Origin of the sequence: Alkalimonas collagenimarina, from assembly GCF_030717845.1 — a bacterium.
GTDB lineage: Bacteria > Pseudomonadota > Gammaproteobacteria > Enterobacterales > Alteromonadaceae > Alkalimonas > Alkalimonas collagenimarina.
Map to the genome: position 1 here is coordinate 1 of NZ_JAUZVZ010000025.1, position 16,756 is coordinate 16,756.

14 protein-coding genes are annotated in these 16,756 nt (G+C 47.3%); 8 read left to right on the forward strand and 6 right to left on the reverse strand.

Translation table 11 applies throughout. The annotated features are described in order from the left end of the window. Positions 1-41 precede the first annotated feature (41 nt). Complete coding sequence (gene asnS, locus Q3O60_RS14585; protein ID WP_305894680.1) at positions 42-1,442, reverse strand: asparagine--tRNA ligase; 1,401 nt, start codon at positions 1,440-1,442, stop codon at positions 42-44. A 107-nt stretch (positions 1,443-1,549) separates the two neighbouring features. Here asnS and Q3O60_RS14590 point away from each other — a divergent pair, with 107 nt between their 5' ends. Continuing rightward, positions 1,550-1,915, forward strand: a complete 366-nt coding sequence (locus tag Q3O60_RS14590; protein ID WP_305894681.1) for a hypothetical protein — start codon at positions 1,550-1,552, stop codon at positions 1,913-1,915. Positions 1,916-1,949: 34 nt separating this feature from the next. On the opposite strand, the gene bioA is transcribed toward Q3O60_RS14590, so the two are convergent. Continuing rightward, complete coding sequence (bioA, locus tag Q3O60_RS14595) at positions 1,950-3,224, reverse strand: adenosylmethionine--8-amino-7-oxononanoate transaminase (protein WP_305894682.1); 1,275 nt, start codon at positions 3,222-3,224, stop codon at positions 1,950-1,952. 106 nt (positions 3,225-3,330) lie between these two features. Between bioA and bioB the strand changes: the two genes are divergently transcribed. The 5 genes from bioB to htpX all read left to right on the forward strand — a co-directional run bounded on the left by bioB (position 3,331) and on the right by htpX (position 8,023). Next, complete coding sequence (gene bioB / locus Q3O60_RS14600) at positions 3,331-4,371, forward strand: biotin synthase BioB (protein ID WP_305894683.1); 1,041 nt, start codon at positions 3,331-3,333, stop codon at positions 4,369-4,371. Positions 4,372-4,374: 3 nt separating this feature from the next. Next, complete coding sequence (locus Q3O60_RS14605; RefSeq protein WP_305894684.1) at positions 4,375-5,529, forward strand: aminotransferase class I/II-fold pyridoxal phosphate-dependent enzyme; 1,155 nt, start codon at positions 4,375-4,377, stop codon at positions 5,527-5,529. Then, a complete protein-coding gene (locus Q3O60_RS14610; protein ID WP_305894685.1) occupies positions 5,529-6,299 on the forward strand; it encodes a methyltransferase domain-containing protein in 771 nt (256 codons plus the stop codon). The genes Q3O60_RS14605 and Q3O60_RS14610 overlap by 1 nt, the downstream gene beginning before the upstream one ends. Further along, positions 6,299-6,985, forward strand: a complete 687-nt coding sequence (bioD, locus tag Q3O60_RS14615) for a dethiobiotin synthase (protein WP_305894686.1) — start codon at positions 6,299-6,301, stop codon at positions 6,983-6,985. The genes Q3O60_RS14610 and bioD overlap by 1 nt, the downstream gene beginning before the upstream one ends. 177 nt (positions 6,986-7,162) lie before the next feature. Beyond that, positions 7,163-8,023 (forward strand): protease HtpX, encoded by an 861-nt coding sequence (htpX, locus tag Q3O60_RS14620; protein WP_305894687.1) that lies wholly within the window; start codon positions 7,163-7,165, stop codon positions 8,021-8,023. Positions 8,024-8,087: 64 nt separating this feature from the next. On the opposite strand, the gene Q3O60_RS14625 is transcribed toward htpX, so the two are convergent. From Q3O60_RS14625 to Q3O60_RS14640, 4 genes are all read right to left on the reverse strand, one after another. After that, a complete protein-coding gene (locus Q3O60_RS14625; RefSeq protein ID WP_305894688.1) occupies positions 8,088-10,040 on the reverse strand; it encodes a transglutaminase TgpA family protein in 1,953 nt (650 codons plus the stop codon). Next, positions 10,034-10,981: a DUF58 domain-containing protein gene (locus Q3O60_RS14630; protein ID WP_305894689.1), complete on the reverse strand. Its 948-nt coding sequence runs from the start codon at positions 10,979-10,981 to the stop codon at positions 10,034-10,036. The genes Q3O60_RS14625 and Q3O60_RS14630 overlap by 7 nt, the downstream gene beginning before the upstream one ends. Next, complete coding sequence (locus Q3O60_RS14635) at positions 10,969-11,877, reverse strand: AAA family ATPase (protein ID WP_305894690.1); 909 nt, start codon at positions 11,875-11,877, stop codon at positions 10,969-10,971. Before Q3O60_RS14635 ends, Q3O60_RS14630 begins: the two co-directional genes overlap by 13 nt. Positions 11,878-11,974: 97 nt before the next feature. Further along, a complete protein-coding gene (locus Q3O60_RS14640; protein ID WP_305894691.1) occupies positions 11,975-14,458 on the reverse strand; it encodes a S8 family serine peptidase in 2,484 nt (827 codons plus the stop codon). Between the two features lie 290 nt (positions 14,459-14,748). Here Q3O60_RS14640 and Q3O60_RS14645 point away from each other — a divergent pair, with 290 nt between their 5' ends. Both Q3O60_RS14645 and Q3O60_RS14650 read left to right on the forward strand, forming a co-directional pair. Then, entirely contained in the window at positions 14,749-15,150 is a 402-nt protein-coding gene (locus Q3O60_RS14645) for a curlin subunit CsgB (protein ID WP_305894692.1), read from the forward strand. Between the two features lie 49 nt (positions 15,151-15,199). Further along, positions 15,200-16,747: a hypothetical protein gene (locus Q3O60_RS14650; RefSeq protein WP_305894693.1), complete on the forward strand. Its 1,548-nt coding sequence runs from the start codon at positions 15,200-15,202 to the stop codon at positions 16,745-16,747. Positions 16,748-16,756 lie beyond the last annotated feature (9 nt).

Here is a 16,756-nt window from a genome sequence, read left to right on the forward strand (position 1 = left end):
TTTGAGCGGTTTTTTGTATCACAGCGAAGGTGAGACTACGATTAAAAGTCTGCACTGCCAGGTGTTCTGGGGAAGGCAATCACATCGCGGACGTTACCGATACCTGTGACATAACTGACCAGTCGCTCAAAGCCTAAACCAAAGCCGGAGTGGGGCACCGTACCAAAACGACGCAAGTCGCGATACCAGCCATAATCTTCTTTATCCAAGCCCATATCGAGTAAACGCTGGTCCAGATTGTCCAGTCGTTCCTCGCGCTGGCTTCCGCCGATAATTTCACCGATCCCAGGAGCCAATACGTCCATGGCTGCCACAGTTTTGCCATCGTCATTCAGTCGCATGTAAAAGGCCTTGATGTCCTTCGGGTAATTTTGCAATATCACCGGTGCACCTACATGCTCTTCGGCTAAATAACGTTCATGCTCTGATTGCAAATCAATACCCCACTCAACAGGGTAGTTGAAGGTTTTTCCGCTGCTTTTCAAAATCTCGATGGCATCGGTGTAGTCCATTCGCACGAAGCTTGAATCAATCATTTTTTGCAGGCGTTGTATTGCATCTTGATCAACCCGCTCAGCAAAAAAGGCCATATCGTCGGCACGCTCGGTAAGTACCGCTTGAAATACATATTTCAGCATATCTTCTGCCAACTGAGCGATATCAGCTAAATCGGCAAAAGCCACTTCAGGCTCTATCATCCAGAATTCAGCCAAATGACGACTGGTATTGGAGTTTTCTGCACGGAAGGTAGGGCCAAAGGTATAGACCTTCGATAAAGCACAGCAAAAGCTTTCGACATTCAGCTGGCCTGAAACCGTTAAAAAGGTTTCTTTGGCAAAGAAATCTTGCGAGTAATCGACCTTGCCTTGTTCAGTACGTGGCAGGTTTTCCAGATCCAGCGTACTGACCCGAAACATTTCTCCAGCGCCCTCAGAATCTGAAGCGGTAATAATCGGGGTGCTGATCCAGTTAAAGCCGCGCTCATGAAAGAAGCGATGAATAGCTTGAGCCAGACAGTTGCGTACACGAGTGACTGCACCATTGATGTTGGTTCGCGGTCGCAGATGAGCAAATTCGCGCAGATATTCCATCGAGTGGCGCTTGGGTGCCATAGGGTAGGTATCAGGATTTTCAACCCAGCCAACTACTTCAACCTCTGTTGCCTGAATCTCAAATTGCTGGCCTTTGCCTTCAGAGCGGGCAATGGTACCAGTTACAATTACCGAGCAAGCAGTGGTCAGGCGTTTGACTTCATTCTCATAATTAGACAACTCAGCCGGAACCACGGCTTGGACCGCATCAAAACAACTGCCGTCATGAACAGCAACAAAAGAAATACCGGCTTTGGAGTCACGCTTGGTGCGAACCCAGCCTTTGACCGTAACCGTTTCACCTTCGGCGTAACGACCGGCAAGAACATCATGTATAACAGCATGTGACATGCTAATGGCTCCGTTTTAAATCTGGAAAACTTGGCGAATGGATCAAGAGATGTAATGATACTGACGCAGGCGATGAACACAAGTAAAAACTTCAAAGGAATAGCGCTTTGACAGAACATGGTGCTTTTAAAAATGATCGCAGACATGGACCAGATTTAATCCGCCAATTGTTTAGCTGGATGGCAATTCTTGCGTGGCTGGTTTTTATTGTTGCTATTGTGCTTATTCATTATGCCCGACCTGAGCTGGATACTGGTTTGGTAAGGTATTGGCAATTAGACATCAGGCAAGATTGGCATCCACAACTTACCCTTTGGTTGCACTACCTGCTATGGGTTACGGCAGGACTTAGTGGCGTTAGCTTGGTGTTTAACCGATTGAGAGCTCGACGCAAAGAAGATCGGCTGCACTTTAATCTGGTGCTATTGTTATTGACGTCTATTGCCTTGGTACTCTATTTGATGCGCCTTTAACTGCCATTGTTTGATACTTATCTGTTTCCAGTGCTCAGGCCGCACCCACGGCTAAACGCATTGCCGCGGTTAGCTTGGTAAGCTGTTCTGAGCTGATGGTAAAGGGAGGCATGATATAAATTAAGTGATTAAATGGCCGGATCCAAACGCCTTGCTCGACAAACAACTGTTGCAATGCTGCGACCTGAACCGGTTCCGTCATTTCAATAACGCCGATGGCTCCAAGCACTCGTACATCACTTACGCCCTGGCCCAGCCTGCAAGGCGCTAATTCATGCGTTAATTGAGCCTCAATGGCTGCTACCTGCTCGGGCCAGTGATTTTGCCGGATCAACCGTACGCTGGCGTTGGCCACTGCACAGGCCAATGGGTTGGCCATAAACGTTGGGCCATGCATCAAGCCGCCAGCCTCGCTTTGACTGACACCAATCGCCAGCTTATCACTGCATAAGGTGGCAGCCATGGTCATATAGCCACCAGTTAAGGCTTTACCCAAGCACATAATATCGGGGGCAACGTCTGCATGTTCACAGGCGAATAACTTGCCGGTACGTCCGAAACCAGTGGCAATTTCATCTGCAATTAACAGCACATCGTATTCATCGCATAACTGACGGCAGGCCTTTAGATATTCAGGGTGGTAAAAGCGCATACCACCATAACCTTGTACCACAGGCTCGATGATCAAAGCGGCAATCTTCGTGTGGCGCTCTTGCAGCAGTTGTCGCAGTGGTTCAATGCTGTTGGCCTGATAAGGCTGATGAAAGGGGCAATCCGGTGCGGGTAAAAAATGATGCTGTGGCAGTAAGCGCTGAAACATGCTGTGCATGCTATCGACCGGGTCACACACCGCCATGGTGGCAAAGGTATCGCCATGATAGCCCTTGCGTACACTGATCAGTTCGGTTTTATCTGCTTGTCCTACACCCTGCCAATACTGCAGTGCTATTTTAAGCGCCACTTCAACCGCAATGGAGCCGCTATCTGCCAGAAATACTTTACTCAGTGATGCTGGCGTGATGTCAATTAGTTGCTTACAGAGCTCAATAGCCTGAGGATGGGTAATACCGCCAAACATCACATGGGCCATGTGCTGCAATTGTTCGGTAACAGCCTTGTCCAGTTCAGGATGGCGATAACCATGGACGGCTGACCACCAGGATGCAGTGCCATCGACCAAACGCTGTCCGTTCTCCAGAATCAATTCGCAGCCTTCAGCTGCCACCACCGGGTACACCGGCAATGGGTTTAGCATCGAAGTGTATGGATGCCAGATATGCTCTCTATCAAACGCTAAATCGATGCTCATAAATTAACCGCTAGTAAAGTTAAAGGTGGAATACAGATTGACAAGTCAGCACTGGCGGCTAGACTAGCGAAAAATAGCTTTTATCACAACTCAAATGGGAATACCGATGTCCTCTTCAATTCGTCACAACTGGACGCTGGATCAAGTCAACGCTTTATTTACGTTACCTTTTAATGATTTGGTTTTTCAGGCGCAAACGGTTCATCGCCAGCATTTCACGCCGAATGAGGTGCAAGTGAGTACCTTATTATCCATTAAAACAGGTGCTTGTGCCGAAGACTGTAAGTATTGCCCGCAAAGTGGCCACTACAACACCGGCCTTGAACGTGAACGCTTAATTGAAGTGGAAAAGGTACTGACTCAAGCTAAAGCCGCCAAAGACAAGGGTGCTACTCGTTTTTGCATGGGCGCGGCCTGGAGCAATCCGAAACAGCGGGATATGCCATATCTGATTGAGATGGTCCGTGGTGTTAAGGCCATGGGCTTAGAAACCTGCATGACTTTAGGCATGATCGATACCGAACAAGCTGAAACTCTGGCTGATGCTGGCTTAGACTACTACAACCATAATCTGGATACCTCACCAGAATTTTATGGTGAAATCATTACTACCCGTACCTATCAAGACCGCTTAGATACCCTGCAACATGTGCGGGATGCAGGCATGAAAGTATGCTGTGGTGGCATTCTTGGCATGGGAGAGAGTGCCAATGATCGTTCTGCCTTGCTGATGCAATTGGCCAATTTGCCTGAGCACCCAGAAAGTGTACCCATCAACATGTTGGTAAAAGTGCAGGGCACACCATTAGAAAATGTTGAAGATATGGACCCGTTTGAGTTTATTCGCGCTATTGCCGTGGCTCGTATCATGATGCCAGCCAGTCATGTTCGCTTATCAGCGGGACGTTCGCGTATGAATGAGCAGATGCAGGCACTATGTTTTATGGCTGGCGCGAACTCTATTTTTTATGGCGATAAGCTACTTACTACGGACAACCCGGAAGCTGATGCAGATATGCAATTGTTTGCCAAACTGGGTATCAAACCAGAGCAACGTCATGATGTATCGGATGAAGCGCACGAGCTGGCCTTGGCTGATGCCATTAAAGATCAGCAAGAAACTCCTTTGTATCACGCTGCGAACTAAACGATGCAACTGGCCCGATTGCGGCAGGCATTAACGGATCGTGCCGATCAGCAGTTATTGCGCCATACGGTATGCATCGAACCTTTAGCGGAAGGTCGCTTACGAGCTGATGGCAAAGAGTATCTCAACTTCTCAGGCAATGATTACCTTGGTCTTGCTGCTGAGCCTGATGTGCTAAAAGCCAGTGAAGAGGGGCTTCGCCGTTTTGGTTTAGGCAGTACCGGTTCGCCGCTTGTGACCGGGTATCATTATGCGCATCAGGCACTAACAGAGGCGCTCTGTGATTGGCTTGGCTTTGATCAGGTGTTGCTGTTTTCGTCTGGTTTTGCTGCGAATCACGCCATGATCCAAACTCTGGCAGATGCCGACGATACTCTGTTGCTGGATAAACTGAGCCATGCGTCCTTGATTGATGGGGCTCAACAGCGGTCCGGATCGTTTAAACGTTTTTTGCATAATGATTTGGTGTCATTGCAAAGCATTATTGAGCAGCTTCCCGTGGGCAAAAGCATGGTGGTGACAGAAGGTGTCTTTAGCATGGATGGAGACAGCCCGGATTTGGTCGCTGTGAGTCGGTTGTGCCAGCAAGCTCAGGCTCCGCTATTGCTGGATGATGCCCATGGTCTAGGTGTTTGTGGTGAGCGGGGGCGGGGAAGTTGGCAACAGCAAGGGCTTGAGCCTAAGCAGTTGCATGCCTTGATGGCCAATTTTGGTAAAGCGCTGGGGGGCTCTGGTGCCTTTATCGCGGGTTCAAACACCGTTATCGATTACTTGCGACAGTTCGCCCGTCATTATATTTACAGTACGGCATTATCACCAGCACTCTGCTGGGGGGTGTTGGCAGCGATTCGTTGTTGTCAGGCAGATCACTGGCGCCGTGATAAGTTGCAGCACAATATTGCATCCTTTCGTCAATGGGCAAGTGAAGCCGAATTACCGGTAATGACTTCGGCAACTGCGATTCAACCCTTGCTGATTGGTGATACCGTGAAGACGGTGCAATTAAGTCAACAACTAAAGAGCCGTGGTATCTGGTTGACGCCAATACGCCCACCAACGGTTCCCCACGGTAAAGCCCGGTTGCGTATCGCTTTGAGCAGTTCGCATCAGCCAGAGGATATCCTCTTTTTAGTCCAATCGTTGAAGGAGCTGTATTGATGTCTGCTCAATTTCAGGCTGTGGCTGATCATTTTAGCAAAGCCTCAGATAGCTATTTTGCAGCCGCTCGATTACAACAGCAAACTGGTTACGCGGCACTGGAACTATTACCTGACTATCTGGCTGGACAGTTGCTTGATCTGGGCTGTGGTCCTGGCTGGTTGCACCCTGAGCTGACGATACGCTGCCAATCGCTGCTGGCCGTTGATCTGAGTCAAGGTATGCTCGACAAAGCGAAACAACAACAGCTGGCTGCTCATTATATCCGAGCAGATGCAGCGGAATTGCCTTTGGCAGATGCCAGCGTCGACGGTGTATTTTCAAACCTAATGTTGCAGTGGTGCCCTCAGCCTGACCAGGTTAGTCGTGAATTGGCCCGGGTGTGCAAACCCGGAGCCAGTCTGGTCCTCACCACCTTACTTGATGGAACCTTACGCGAGTTGAAACAGGCTTTTCAGCAGTTAGATGCCCGACCACATGTGAATGATTTTTTACCGGCCGATGTGCTACTTGAACGTTTGAAGTCCGCTAGTCCTGATATTGAGTGGCACTTACAAACTCACAGCATGCCATTGCCCTATCCAGATGTGTTGGCTCTGGCTCGTGAATTGAAATCACTGGGTGCCAACTATGTGGTGGGTAAAACGTCAAAAGGACTGACAGGGAAACAATACTGGCAACGCTTGAATGCAGCCTATCCGCTGCATGATACCCATGAGCAGGTACTAGCCAGCTATGAGGTTGGTGTATTGACAGGAACCCGACGCTGATGCACAGCTTTTTTGTGACGGGAACCGATACAGATGCAGGGAAAACCTTTGTAAGTACTGCGTTGTTGCATGGTCTGGCGCAAGCTGGCAAGCACTGTATAGCAGCAAAGCCAATTGCGGCAGGGGTTGAAGCGGACGGTAAAAATCAGGATGCAGTCATTTTACAGCAAGCTGCAAATCTGGTGTTACCTTATGAACTGGTTAACCCGATTTTATTTGCTGAACCGGTAGCACCACATTTGGCCGCGGCCCGTCACCAGAGAGTGATTGATGAGCAACTATTGGATCAAAATCTTCAACAGCTGCAGAGCTATAAGGCAGATTATCTGTTAGTGGAAGGAGCTGGTGGCTGGTTATTGCCCATCTCATCTGAGCGCTATCTGGCTGATTGGGTGATCAAGCAGCAGCTACCCGTTCTGCTGGTGGTAGGGGTCAAGCTTGGCTGTTTAAATCACGCCATGTTAACGGTACGAGAAATTAAACGAAGTGGGGTGCCTTTGTTGGGGTGGGTGGGCAATTGTGTCGACCCAGACATGGCTTTGCTGCAAGAAAATATTGATGATTTGCAGCAACGTATTGCTGCCCCATGCCTTGGTGTTGTGCCTTATTGCATCGATGGCGAGATCCCTGAGTCGATCAATCTGAAGTTGGCGTCTGCTGTTCTCCAATTGAGTCAAGCAACTTGATGGTTCTATAATCAGTGCTAACTCTATCTACCAGGCTATTATCCCGAGCCACTAACACTGCCCACTCATGATGTAAGTTTTGCTTACACATTAAATTGAGCTTGTTCATTGATAATTAAGCTTGAGCCCATATAGTATGCACTAGGTAAGTCCATAAGTTCCTTAAAGAGGTCTGATATGAAAAGAGTGCTGTTGTTTCTAGCGACCAACTTAGCGGTATTGGTGGTATTAAGTATTGCACTAAGTGTTATTTTCTCGGTATTTGGCATTGATAGCTCCAGTATTGGTGGCTTGTTGGTGTTTGCTGCCATTTTTGGCTTTGGCGGTTCTTTTATTTCACTGGCGATGTCCAAGTGGATGGCCAAGCGCTCGACCCGCGCGGTGGTGATAGAGCAGCCAAAGAATGCCACTGAAAAGTGGTTGATGGATACGGTTGCCCGCCAAGCTCGTAAAGCTGGCATAGGTATGCCGGAAGTGGCTATTTACGACTCTCCGGAAATGAATGCCTTTGCAACTGGCATGAAGCGCAATGATGCGTTAGTCGCTGTAAGTACTGGTTTGCTGCGAAATATGCGCGAAGATGAAGTTGAAGCTGTGTTGGCACACGAGGTGTCACACATCGCTAATGGCGATATGGTGACGTTGACGCTGATTCAAGGCGTAGTGAATACTTTTGTAATCTTTCTGGCACGTTTCATTGCTGGCATTATCCGCCAAAATAATCAGCAGCTAGGTACTTTGGCCTATTTTGGCATCGTCATTGTGCTTGAAATTGTTTTTGGTTTTCTTGCCAGTATTATCGTGATGTGGTTTTCACGTCAGCGTGAATACCGGGCCGATGCAGGTGCGGCAAGATTGGAAGGCCCGAACAAGATGGTTGCTGCATTGCAGCGGTTACAGCACAATCATGAAAGCCGGCTGGAAGGCAATATGATGGCTTTTGGTATCGCAGGTGGCGGTAAAAAGTCTGAGCTGTTTATGACGCATCCACCACTTGAGAAGCGCATTGCGGCTTTGCAGAATAGTCGTGAGTTTTAAATTACTGAAGTGACAGTAAAAAGCTGTCAGTTGAGCTTAAAAACGCCAGTTGTCTGGCGTTTTTTTATGGCTGAAAACCATCCGGTAACTGCAAACGCTTCCATGTTTTATGCTTTGTTTTCAGTCGATGAAAAAGCTCTGTGCGTGCCTGTTGGTCACTGGCAAAGACCCATTGCTGGTATAACTGATTGGTGCTATTAAGCTCACTGGCCAGTGCTGGGTTCGACTGAGCCAACCGAGCCAAGGCTTGGCTGACAGGCATACCCTCAGGTTTATAGCGCAAGGCAGGAATAAAACGCAGCATGAGTTGATAGCTTCCTGTTTTTGTTTTCAGTCGGTAGAGGTACCATAACCCGGCCATGCACAATAGAGCTAGCAAACCAGCCACTACATAGAGCCCTGTACGACCATAGTCACGCCATGCGTTATACAGCGATTGCCATAACGCGGTTTGGCGTTGTTGATTAAAGCCAAGCACCCATACCGACCAGTAGTAATCAAGATGCAGTAACTGCAATCGCACCTGATTCAATAATGGAACTGAAGCCAACCATGGCGATGACAATGACAACCTATCGGCATCACTCAATGACTCATCAAGGCCAGATAAAACTCGTTCAGGCGCGATAGCTGCAGTAGGATCCAGCTGATGCCATTGCTCTTCTACCAAATACTCGACCCAGGCGTGGGCATCACGTTGGCGTACCAATAAGTAGTTTTGCTCTGGATACCATAAACCACCTTGGTAGCCTCCAACCACTCTAGCCGGAATGCCAGCTTGTCGCAGCAAAAGCGCCGTGGCTGAGGCATAGTGGCCACAAAAACCGGATCGTGTATTGAATAAGAAGTCGTCAACACTCTGAGCGCCAAGCCGTGGTGGGTTTAATGTGTAGTAAAAGGCTTGTTGGCGAAAATGGTCGAGCACCGCCTCAGCAAAATGGTGTGGCTCTGGGTACCGCTGACTAAGCTGTTGAGCAAAACGGTAGCTTTGTGGGTTATGCTCGCCAATCACTTGATTCAACTCAGATTCCCTCTGATCGGTGCTCATGACCCCTCTTAGTTGACTGCTAAGCCGATAGCTGATGCGTTGTGTGACCGGACGTTTTGCTTGCACCAGCCCAGCGGGTAAGGACTCTATAGAGCTATCTACCTGAGTGGGCGTTGCCAGACTAAATAAACTTTGCTGATAACTGGCTTCAGCAATGATTTGGTAACTTATGCTCTCTACAGCTGATGTCGCAGGATCGGATTGGCGAAGTGAGCGCTTAGAGAAGTCACGTTCCACGGACCAACGTCTTCCATCAAATTGTTCAAATACTTTTGCCCGCCAATATCGCTGAGACTGTGGTGGCGGAACACCGTTATCAAAGCTGACTCTGAATGCGGTTGCGTCGCTTTGCACCAGCTGTTCAATGCTACCCGGTTCAATGTCGTTGGCAAGGCCACTAATGGCTTGTTGGGACGAGGGCAGTTGCCATAGTGGGGAAAGTCGTGGAAATAACAGGAATAATCCAAGCCAAACGGGAATGATCCAGAGTAAATAGGGCGTCGTTCGGCTTAATCGTTTCCATGGCACAGGCTCAGGGCTGAACAATAAATAATGCAAGTGCAGATTCGCTGCAACTGTGCTTAAAATAACGAAGGCAAGCGTCATCGACTGATGAAATAAAAAACTGCAACCAATAATGAAGTAATGCACCCACACCAGTTGTTGCGCCTCACCATGATGGCGTAAGGCCAATAAACGCAATAAAGCAGACAGCAACAGAATATGCATTAAAAAATGCATGGCACCAAATTGACGGATGGATAGCACAAATAAGGTTGCCGTGAGGGCGGCAACAATGTTGGCAGTTTTTAGGCTTAGTTTTGGTACTTTGTCAAAGGATTGCAATGCCGCAAAGCTGATGAAACCAAGCAACAGCAGGAAACTCCATAATGATAAGGCTGGCCATAGCAGAAGCAACAGCGCAAGCTGAAGTAGTGCAGCATGACGTTGGAAATGCAGGTTTAGCATAAGGCTAACCTTTGCAAGCATTGCTGCAAATGCAGTGCACCAGATCCCAGCGCGATCTGGCTGCCTGGGGTCTTCAGGCCATAGCTGATACCAGCTTGCTCTAAGTGCAGCATTTGATGGCAGGCTTCAGATAACGCTTGTTCCAGAGCCGGGCCTTTTAGCTCAGGGATGACAACCCAACGTGGATCCGGGGTGATCTGCTGTTCTGCGGCTCTTACTACAGGAGCATGAGGTTGCCGGGCCAGCCGTTTCCAATACAAATGTCGAACGCTATCGCCACTTTGGTATAGTTTTAACTGATCAGGTAATTGAGGCTGCTGTTGACCATCTTGCTCAGCCTCAATTTGATTTGCTTGTTGGCGAGGTTCGAGTGGCGTGGGGAAAACCCAGTATTCTCCTTGGCTTGGCAAATAGCTCCAGCAACGTATTAAGCCAAATGGAAAATAGCTGATTAATTGAATTCGTGGTAAAGGGAAGCAGCCACGTCTTACTACGGGTAGGGTAAGCTGGCATTTTTCTGAAGTGCCATTAAAGGTGACTTTTTGCTGCTCGCAGATAAAATCCAATGCAACCACAGGATGGGAGCTGCTGCATTTCAATTGGAGTTGGAGTGGCGTACCACAAAACGTACTTTGTTTGCTTGTTAATTGAACGCTTAGCCCGGATAGGTTTTTCCAAGCGAGCCAGATGGTCACTAAGAAAATTGAAAGCAACAGGTAAGCTAGCAACAGTACGAGATTATTCTGATAGTTGGTTCCAAGCAAATACAGCAACAGCAATAACAACAGAAACCAAAAGCCATATCGGCTAGGGAATACCAATAGGGTGCTGTGATTAAATTGATAGCATTCTGGCTTAGGATGGCGCTTTAGCAGCCAACGATCGAGCCGTTGCCAGAATCTGGTTTTCATTTGAGTTTTTAACCAGTTCAAAGCTGACAAGGTGTTTCCTTGAGTAGTAACGCACTCCAGCGAGCATCTGCGGCATGCGACTTAGGCGCCAAGCGATGTTCTGCCACACTGGGGAATACCGCTTGCACATCTTCAGCAGTCACATAATTTCGTTGATGCAATAAGGCCCATGATTTTGCTGCTTGCAGCAGCGCTTTAGCGGCACGCGGTGATAAAGGCAGCATATCGGGGTGTTGTCGGCTATGGCCGACCAGATCGAGAATATAATGTAATAATGGCTCTGCAGCTGTCACGTTAGGCACTTGTTGTTGTAAATGCATTAATTGCTCAATACTTAAAGTGTCACTTAATAACTCTAAACGAGATTGACCACGATCAGAGTCCAGTAACTCAAATTCTGCAGCTCGGCTGGGGAAGCCGAGAGATACACGCATTAAAAACCGATCCAATTGGGATTCAGGTAACGCTGACGTGCCTGATTGATCCAATGGGTTTTGGGTAGCGATGACAAAAAACGGCTTTGGAAGTGCGTGTGTCTCCCCATCGATCGAGACTTGCTGTTCTTCCATTGCTTCGAGCAAGGCACTTTGCGTTTTAGGGCTGGCGCGATTGATTTCATCTGCCAGCAATAAGTGGCTGAAAACAGGGCCAGGTTTGAAACTGAATTGATGTGATCGTGTATCGTAGATGGTCATCCCCAGCAAATCACCAGGCAATAAATCACTGGTAAACTGCACTCGTCGGTACGACAAGCTCAAGCTATTGGCAAGGGCATGGGCCAGTGTGGTTTTCCCCATACCTGGCAAATCTTCCAGTAGAAGATGACCTTTGGCCAGTAAACAACAAAGTGCTAGTTTAATTTGTTGTGGTTTGCCAAGGATGACTTGATTTAAGTGGGTTTCAATCGCGTTGAACTGCTGCAGCACGGTGATATCCTGTAAAGTGGGGCTGTATGTAAGATAGCAAGTTACGAACAAATAAAAAAGGCGACCCGTAGGTCGCCTCTTCAAAGCACCTGGCACATTAGAATTGTGCAACGACCTCTGCCGAGCAGATATCGGTGCCTTCAGCGCATAATTGATACACCACCATATCAGCGCTAGTATTAAAGCGATCACGGTAACGACCATTGTTATCGATGGTAGCTACTTTGACACCATCACGGTACAGATCAAGTTGGCTTTCAGCCCCTGACCAACGCAAATCGACAATACTGGAGCCTGTACGTGCTTGTTGTGCCCGCTGGACCCATAAGTCAATAGAGCTGACCGCATCCGATACTGTGACCGTTTTCGCGACCGTATCCGATAGGCCTGTACTGTCTTCAACCGTCAGGCTTACATTGTAGCTACCCGCAGCATTGTAACTATGACTTGGGCTTTGCTCAGTAGAGCTTATACCATCACCGAAATTCCAGCTCCAGCTAACAATGTCATCGTCATCATCAGTCGACATATCAGTGAAGTTCACCAGCAAACCGGAGGCACTGTAGCTAAAGTCAGCTTCAGGTGCTGAAGGGTCAGGATCAACAATATCGCCATCAGACAAGGCCGTAATAGTGAGATCCCAACTATTCAGGGTTCCGGTATCTAGTGCGGCATTATCCGAAACAAATAGAGTCCAGTCGCCTTGCATAGCTTCGCCGTTAAAGCTGTCTAGTGTCCAGCTTTCAATCAAATCGTCAGCACTGCCACCGGTCCGGTTATGCAAGACATGTTCGGTGCCTTCAGGTGAAGTCAGTGAAACAATGAGATCGCCACGCCAAGTGTGGGTAATATTCACGCCGACTTCAACACCAAAAACATGGCCATCTTGGCCAACCGAAATGATGCTCTCAATGCCTGAACTATCATTATCAGGAATGGCAACTGGGGTGGTATTTTCATACGGGAAATCGACTAAGCCTTGTGGAATGACGGTCAGACCAGCGGTGACTTCACGGACCAACTCACCAGATGCTGAATCTGTAGCATTAACCACCATTTGGTATGTACCCCATGGGGTTTCAGCATCGCTGTCTATCAGCAAACTAATCACATCACCAGGAAAGGCAACGGTGCTTGATAGCGTGGCGCCAGCAAATTCAGGCGTGCTGTCAAGGCTGAGGGTAATTTCATCGTTCCAGCCAGCAACTGAACTGAACTCCAGTGTATACTCGGTTTGTTCACCAGCGATGATTTGTTGATTGCGTGGGTCCAGGCTCATTCTGAAACCAGGAGCCGGGTCAGCTTCTTCCAACGCAGTCGCGACATTCAGGCGCTTCCCTGATACGGTCATGCCTTCCAGGCCATCTAAAGGATCACCTGACTCCATCAGAATGTCTTTCATTTCTAACGCTGGAATGCTGGGATCTAAAGACCAGACCAGTGCAGCGGCACCCGCAACATGTGGGGCGGCCATTGAGGTGCCTGAAAAGGTAGAATAGCCGGCACCAGGCACTGTGGATAAAATGGCTGAACCAGGGGCTCCGAGATCAACACTAACGAGGCCATAGTTCGAGAAACCTGACATGTTGTCGTTACGATCGGTTGAAGCTACAGAGACAATGATATCTGAATCATAAGCCGCAGGGTACATAGGTGCTACATCGGCGTTGTTCCCATCATTACCGGATGCTGCAATGAAGAGAATCCCTGCATCACCACCATCTTCAATGGCTAGTTTTAATGCCTCAGAAAATCCGCCTCCGCCCCAGGAGTTATTGGTGGCTTTGACATCAACACCATGGTTTGTTTTTAGGTCAGTAAAATAGCTGATACATTCAATGGCGCCAGCGGTTGAACCGCCAGTTGGACCCAAAAACTGGCAAGGGATCAATGTGACATTCCAGCTAACACCAGTAACACCAATACCATTATTACCTGAAGCACCAATAGTACCGGCAACATGGGTACCATGGCTGCCACTATCCATTGGATCACCATCAGGATTCAGTGTTGACCAACCAAATTGATGACCTGGGTAGCTGCCATCATTTTCCCAACGGTTGGCAATAAGATCCGGATGGTTGTAATCCATTCCCGAATCAATCACACCAATGACAATATCGTGGCTACCGGTAGTAACTTGCCATGCATCCAACGCACTGATATCGGCACCGACGGTGCCACCACTTTGTCCTGTATTACTTAAGCCCCACAACTCATTAAAACGAGGATCATCAGGTTGTGTTAATGGCTGTACCAGATAGTTGGGTTCAGCGATTTCAATAGCGGGATGTTGCGCAAGTTTTTTGATCATATGATCACGATGGACGCCTGATGGCAATTTGACTTTGGCGATTCGACCATCAGCGATATGCTGCATACGAATATCCCGGCCTTCAGCATCTAGTTCGCGCAAAGATACACCAGCACGCTGCATAACGCTCATACGCTCGGCTTTACCAACCCCGGGTTTAAATACGACCAGAATAGAATCATCAGCAGCTTGTTGCGGTGCAGCTAGCACCGAGCCAGCTACCAGAGCTGCTGAAACCGCGATTGCCAGTTTTTTTAATTGTCGCATATATGAATACCTTATTTTTATACTGTAAATTAATTGCGCATTGTGCGCGCTGTTGATCAATAGCATAAATAAAGTTTTCAATGTGATAACAATTAACCAAATAGTCCTTATGTACTAGTCTTAATGTGCTGCATCTTGTTAACGGATAAGTGCTAAGTGACTGTTAAATGGGCCTAATATTTAATTTGCATGTGTTATATCCAGAAAAAAAATAATTCTTTTATCTAATTGCAGCATATTAGAAATCTTATAGTTTAGTCAGGTATCAAGTGTAAAAGGAGTTCGTTAGATTGTTAATTATCATTAGGTTGTTCGTACTGTCCGTGTTGTTCGTCATGAGCACTACTGCAAAAGCAGAGTTACCATTACCTATTGCTTCGCTGATAGAACGTCAGACGCTGGGTAACCTTGCCGAAATCACTCAGCATGGTTCAGCCAACTCCGTTTGGTTAGAGCAGTTGGGGCAGGCAAATGTTGCTTTGCTGCATCAAGCAGGTTACTTCAATCAATTGGAGCTGATACAGCATGGTCATGGCAATCAGGCATTGATAAGTCAATTTAATCAATCTAATCAAGTGACTATTATGCAGCAAGGTGATTTTAATCTCATTCAGGTTGAGCAGCATGGAAACTCAGGTTTTAGTCTCCAGCAAATTGGACATGGAGCTGAAGTATCCATCATCCAATATTAATTTCTAATTTAAAACAAGTAAGTAAAATAACAGTTGGGAGTACCACATAATGAACAAGAGTCCACGTAAGCATGTTTTGGGAATGGCTATAGCTATGGTGTTATCTGGTTATGCCATGGCAGATAATGAAGCCCTTATTTTACAAACGTCTGCTGCTGGCGCGCTGGAAGGGAATGAAGCTGTCGTTGAGCAAACTGGCAGTATTAATCTTGCAATTGTAGAGCAAGATGGTGAATTAAACTTTACCGATGTAAAGCAAGATGGTGTCTGGCATGAAAGCTATTCATTCAGTGTCGGTAATGACAACTGGATTCGAGTTGAACAAAACGACGATTGGCACATTGCGTTCGTTGATATTGATGGTGAAGAGAATACGGCTACAGTGACTCAGGATGGTTTTTGGAATGTTGCTGAAATCGGTATTAATGGCAGCATGAATGATGCTGCGATATTTCAATCAGGCGATCAAAGTGAAGCAAGTATTAATCTGGTCGGTGATCTGAACTTTGTGGAGTTGCATCAAGAAGGTGATGCAAACTGGGCCAATGCAGGGTTTGTTGGTGATAACAACGAGCTGTTCAGCGTGCAACAAGGTAATGCCAACGAATCTGGTATGTTTAACTTAGTGGGTGATGGTAACCTGATGGAGGTTGAACAGTTTGGTGATGGTAACGTTGGCGGTGTGGTTGGTGTTAATGGTAGCGATAATACCTTTTATGTTCAACAAGATGGCACCAGCAACGTATTTATTGCTTTTGATGTAAGCGGAACCAACAACCTCGTTGATGTCTACCAATCTGGAGCTGATAACACCTTCTTACTGGAGCCGTTAGCTGGTGAAGCCAATACCATTTGGGTGCAGCAAGAGGGCAATGCCAACCAAATTGATGCGCCAATTGGGGTTAGTGGTAACGACAACTTTGTTGATGTATATCAGACGGGCACTGCCAACGTTGCCTTTTTTGCGACCTTTGGTGATGGCCATGATGTCACGATTTATCAGCAAGGTCAGGAGAATATCGGTGAAGTTGTGATGGATGGTGGCGACAATGCTGCAGCAATTAATTCAGTTGGTGATTTCAACTATGCTGGTGCTGGAGCAGTTGGTTTCAATAATGTCATTACCATTGATCAAAACGGTGCAGATAATTACGCTCTGGTTAATGTAGAGCTTGGCTTTGATAATGTCATTGATGTGATGCAAGATGGCGTTGAGAACTTCAGCTACGTCGATATTATTGGCCTTGATAATAACTTTAGTATTGAGCAAACCGGTGATGTAAACGAGGTAGTTGCTACCAGTGATGGTGTGTTATCAGGCCAACAGTTTTCTGCTCAACAGCAAGGTGAATTGAACTTGATTGATGTTCTGTTGGCAGGAAGTGACAATGTGATGAATATCATGCAAAATGGTATGGGTAACTGGGTCACAGGCCACAACGGACCATCGTTTGAGCAAGGTGGTAGTGGTGGCACTGTTTCTATCACTCAATCTGGTAATGATAACTTGGTAATGGGGTCACAAATGGGTGCCGGTAATATTATGACGGTTACACAAATGGGTGACTTTAATACCGCTACAGTGATTCAAAACTAAGCGTTTTAA

What these genes read in the sequence shown, in the direction of transcription:
- asnS (WP_305894680.1), bottom strand. Translation starts at nt 1,442, where the DNA reads ATGTCACATGCTGTTATACATGATGTTCTTGCCGGTCGTTACGCCGAA.
- bioA (WP_305894682.1), bottom strand. Translation starts at nt 3,224, where the DNA reads ATGAGCATCGATTTAGCGTTTGATAGAGAGCATATCTGGCATCCATAC.
- bioB (WP_305894683.1), top strand. Translation starts at nt 3,331, where the DNA reads ATGTCCTCTTCAATTCGTCACAACTGGACGCTGGATCAAGTCAACGCT.
- Q3O60_RS14605 (WP_305894684.1), top strand. Translation starts at nt 4,375, where the DNA reads ATGCAACTGGCCCGATTGCGGCAGGCATTAACGGATCGTGCCGATCAG.
- Q3O60_RS14610 (WP_305894685.1), top strand. Translation starts at nt 5,529, where the DNA reads ATGTCTGCTCAATTTCAGGCTGTGGCTGATCATTTTAGCAAAGCCTCA.
- bioD (WP_305894686.1), top strand. Translation starts at nt 6,299, where the DNA reads ATGCACAGCTTTTTTGTGACGGGAACCGATACAGATGCAGGGAAAACC.
- htpX (WP_305894687.1), top strand. Translation starts at nt 7,163, where the DNA reads ATGAAAAGAGTGCTGTTGTTTCTAGCGACCAACTTAGCGGTATTGGTG.
- Q3O60_RS14625 (WP_305894688.1), bottom strand. Translation starts at nt 10,040, where the DNA reads ATGCTAAACCTGCATTTCCAACGTCATGCTGCACTACTTCAGCTTGCG.
- Q3O60_RS14640 (WP_305894691.1), bottom strand. Translation starts at nt 14,458, where the DNA reads ATGCGACAATTAAAAAAACTGGCAATCGCGGTTTCAGCAGCTCTGGTA.
- Q3O60_RS14650 (WP_305894693.1), top strand. Translation starts at nt 15,200, where the DNA reads ATGAACAAGAGTCCACGTAAGCATGTTTTGGGAATGGCTATAGCTATG.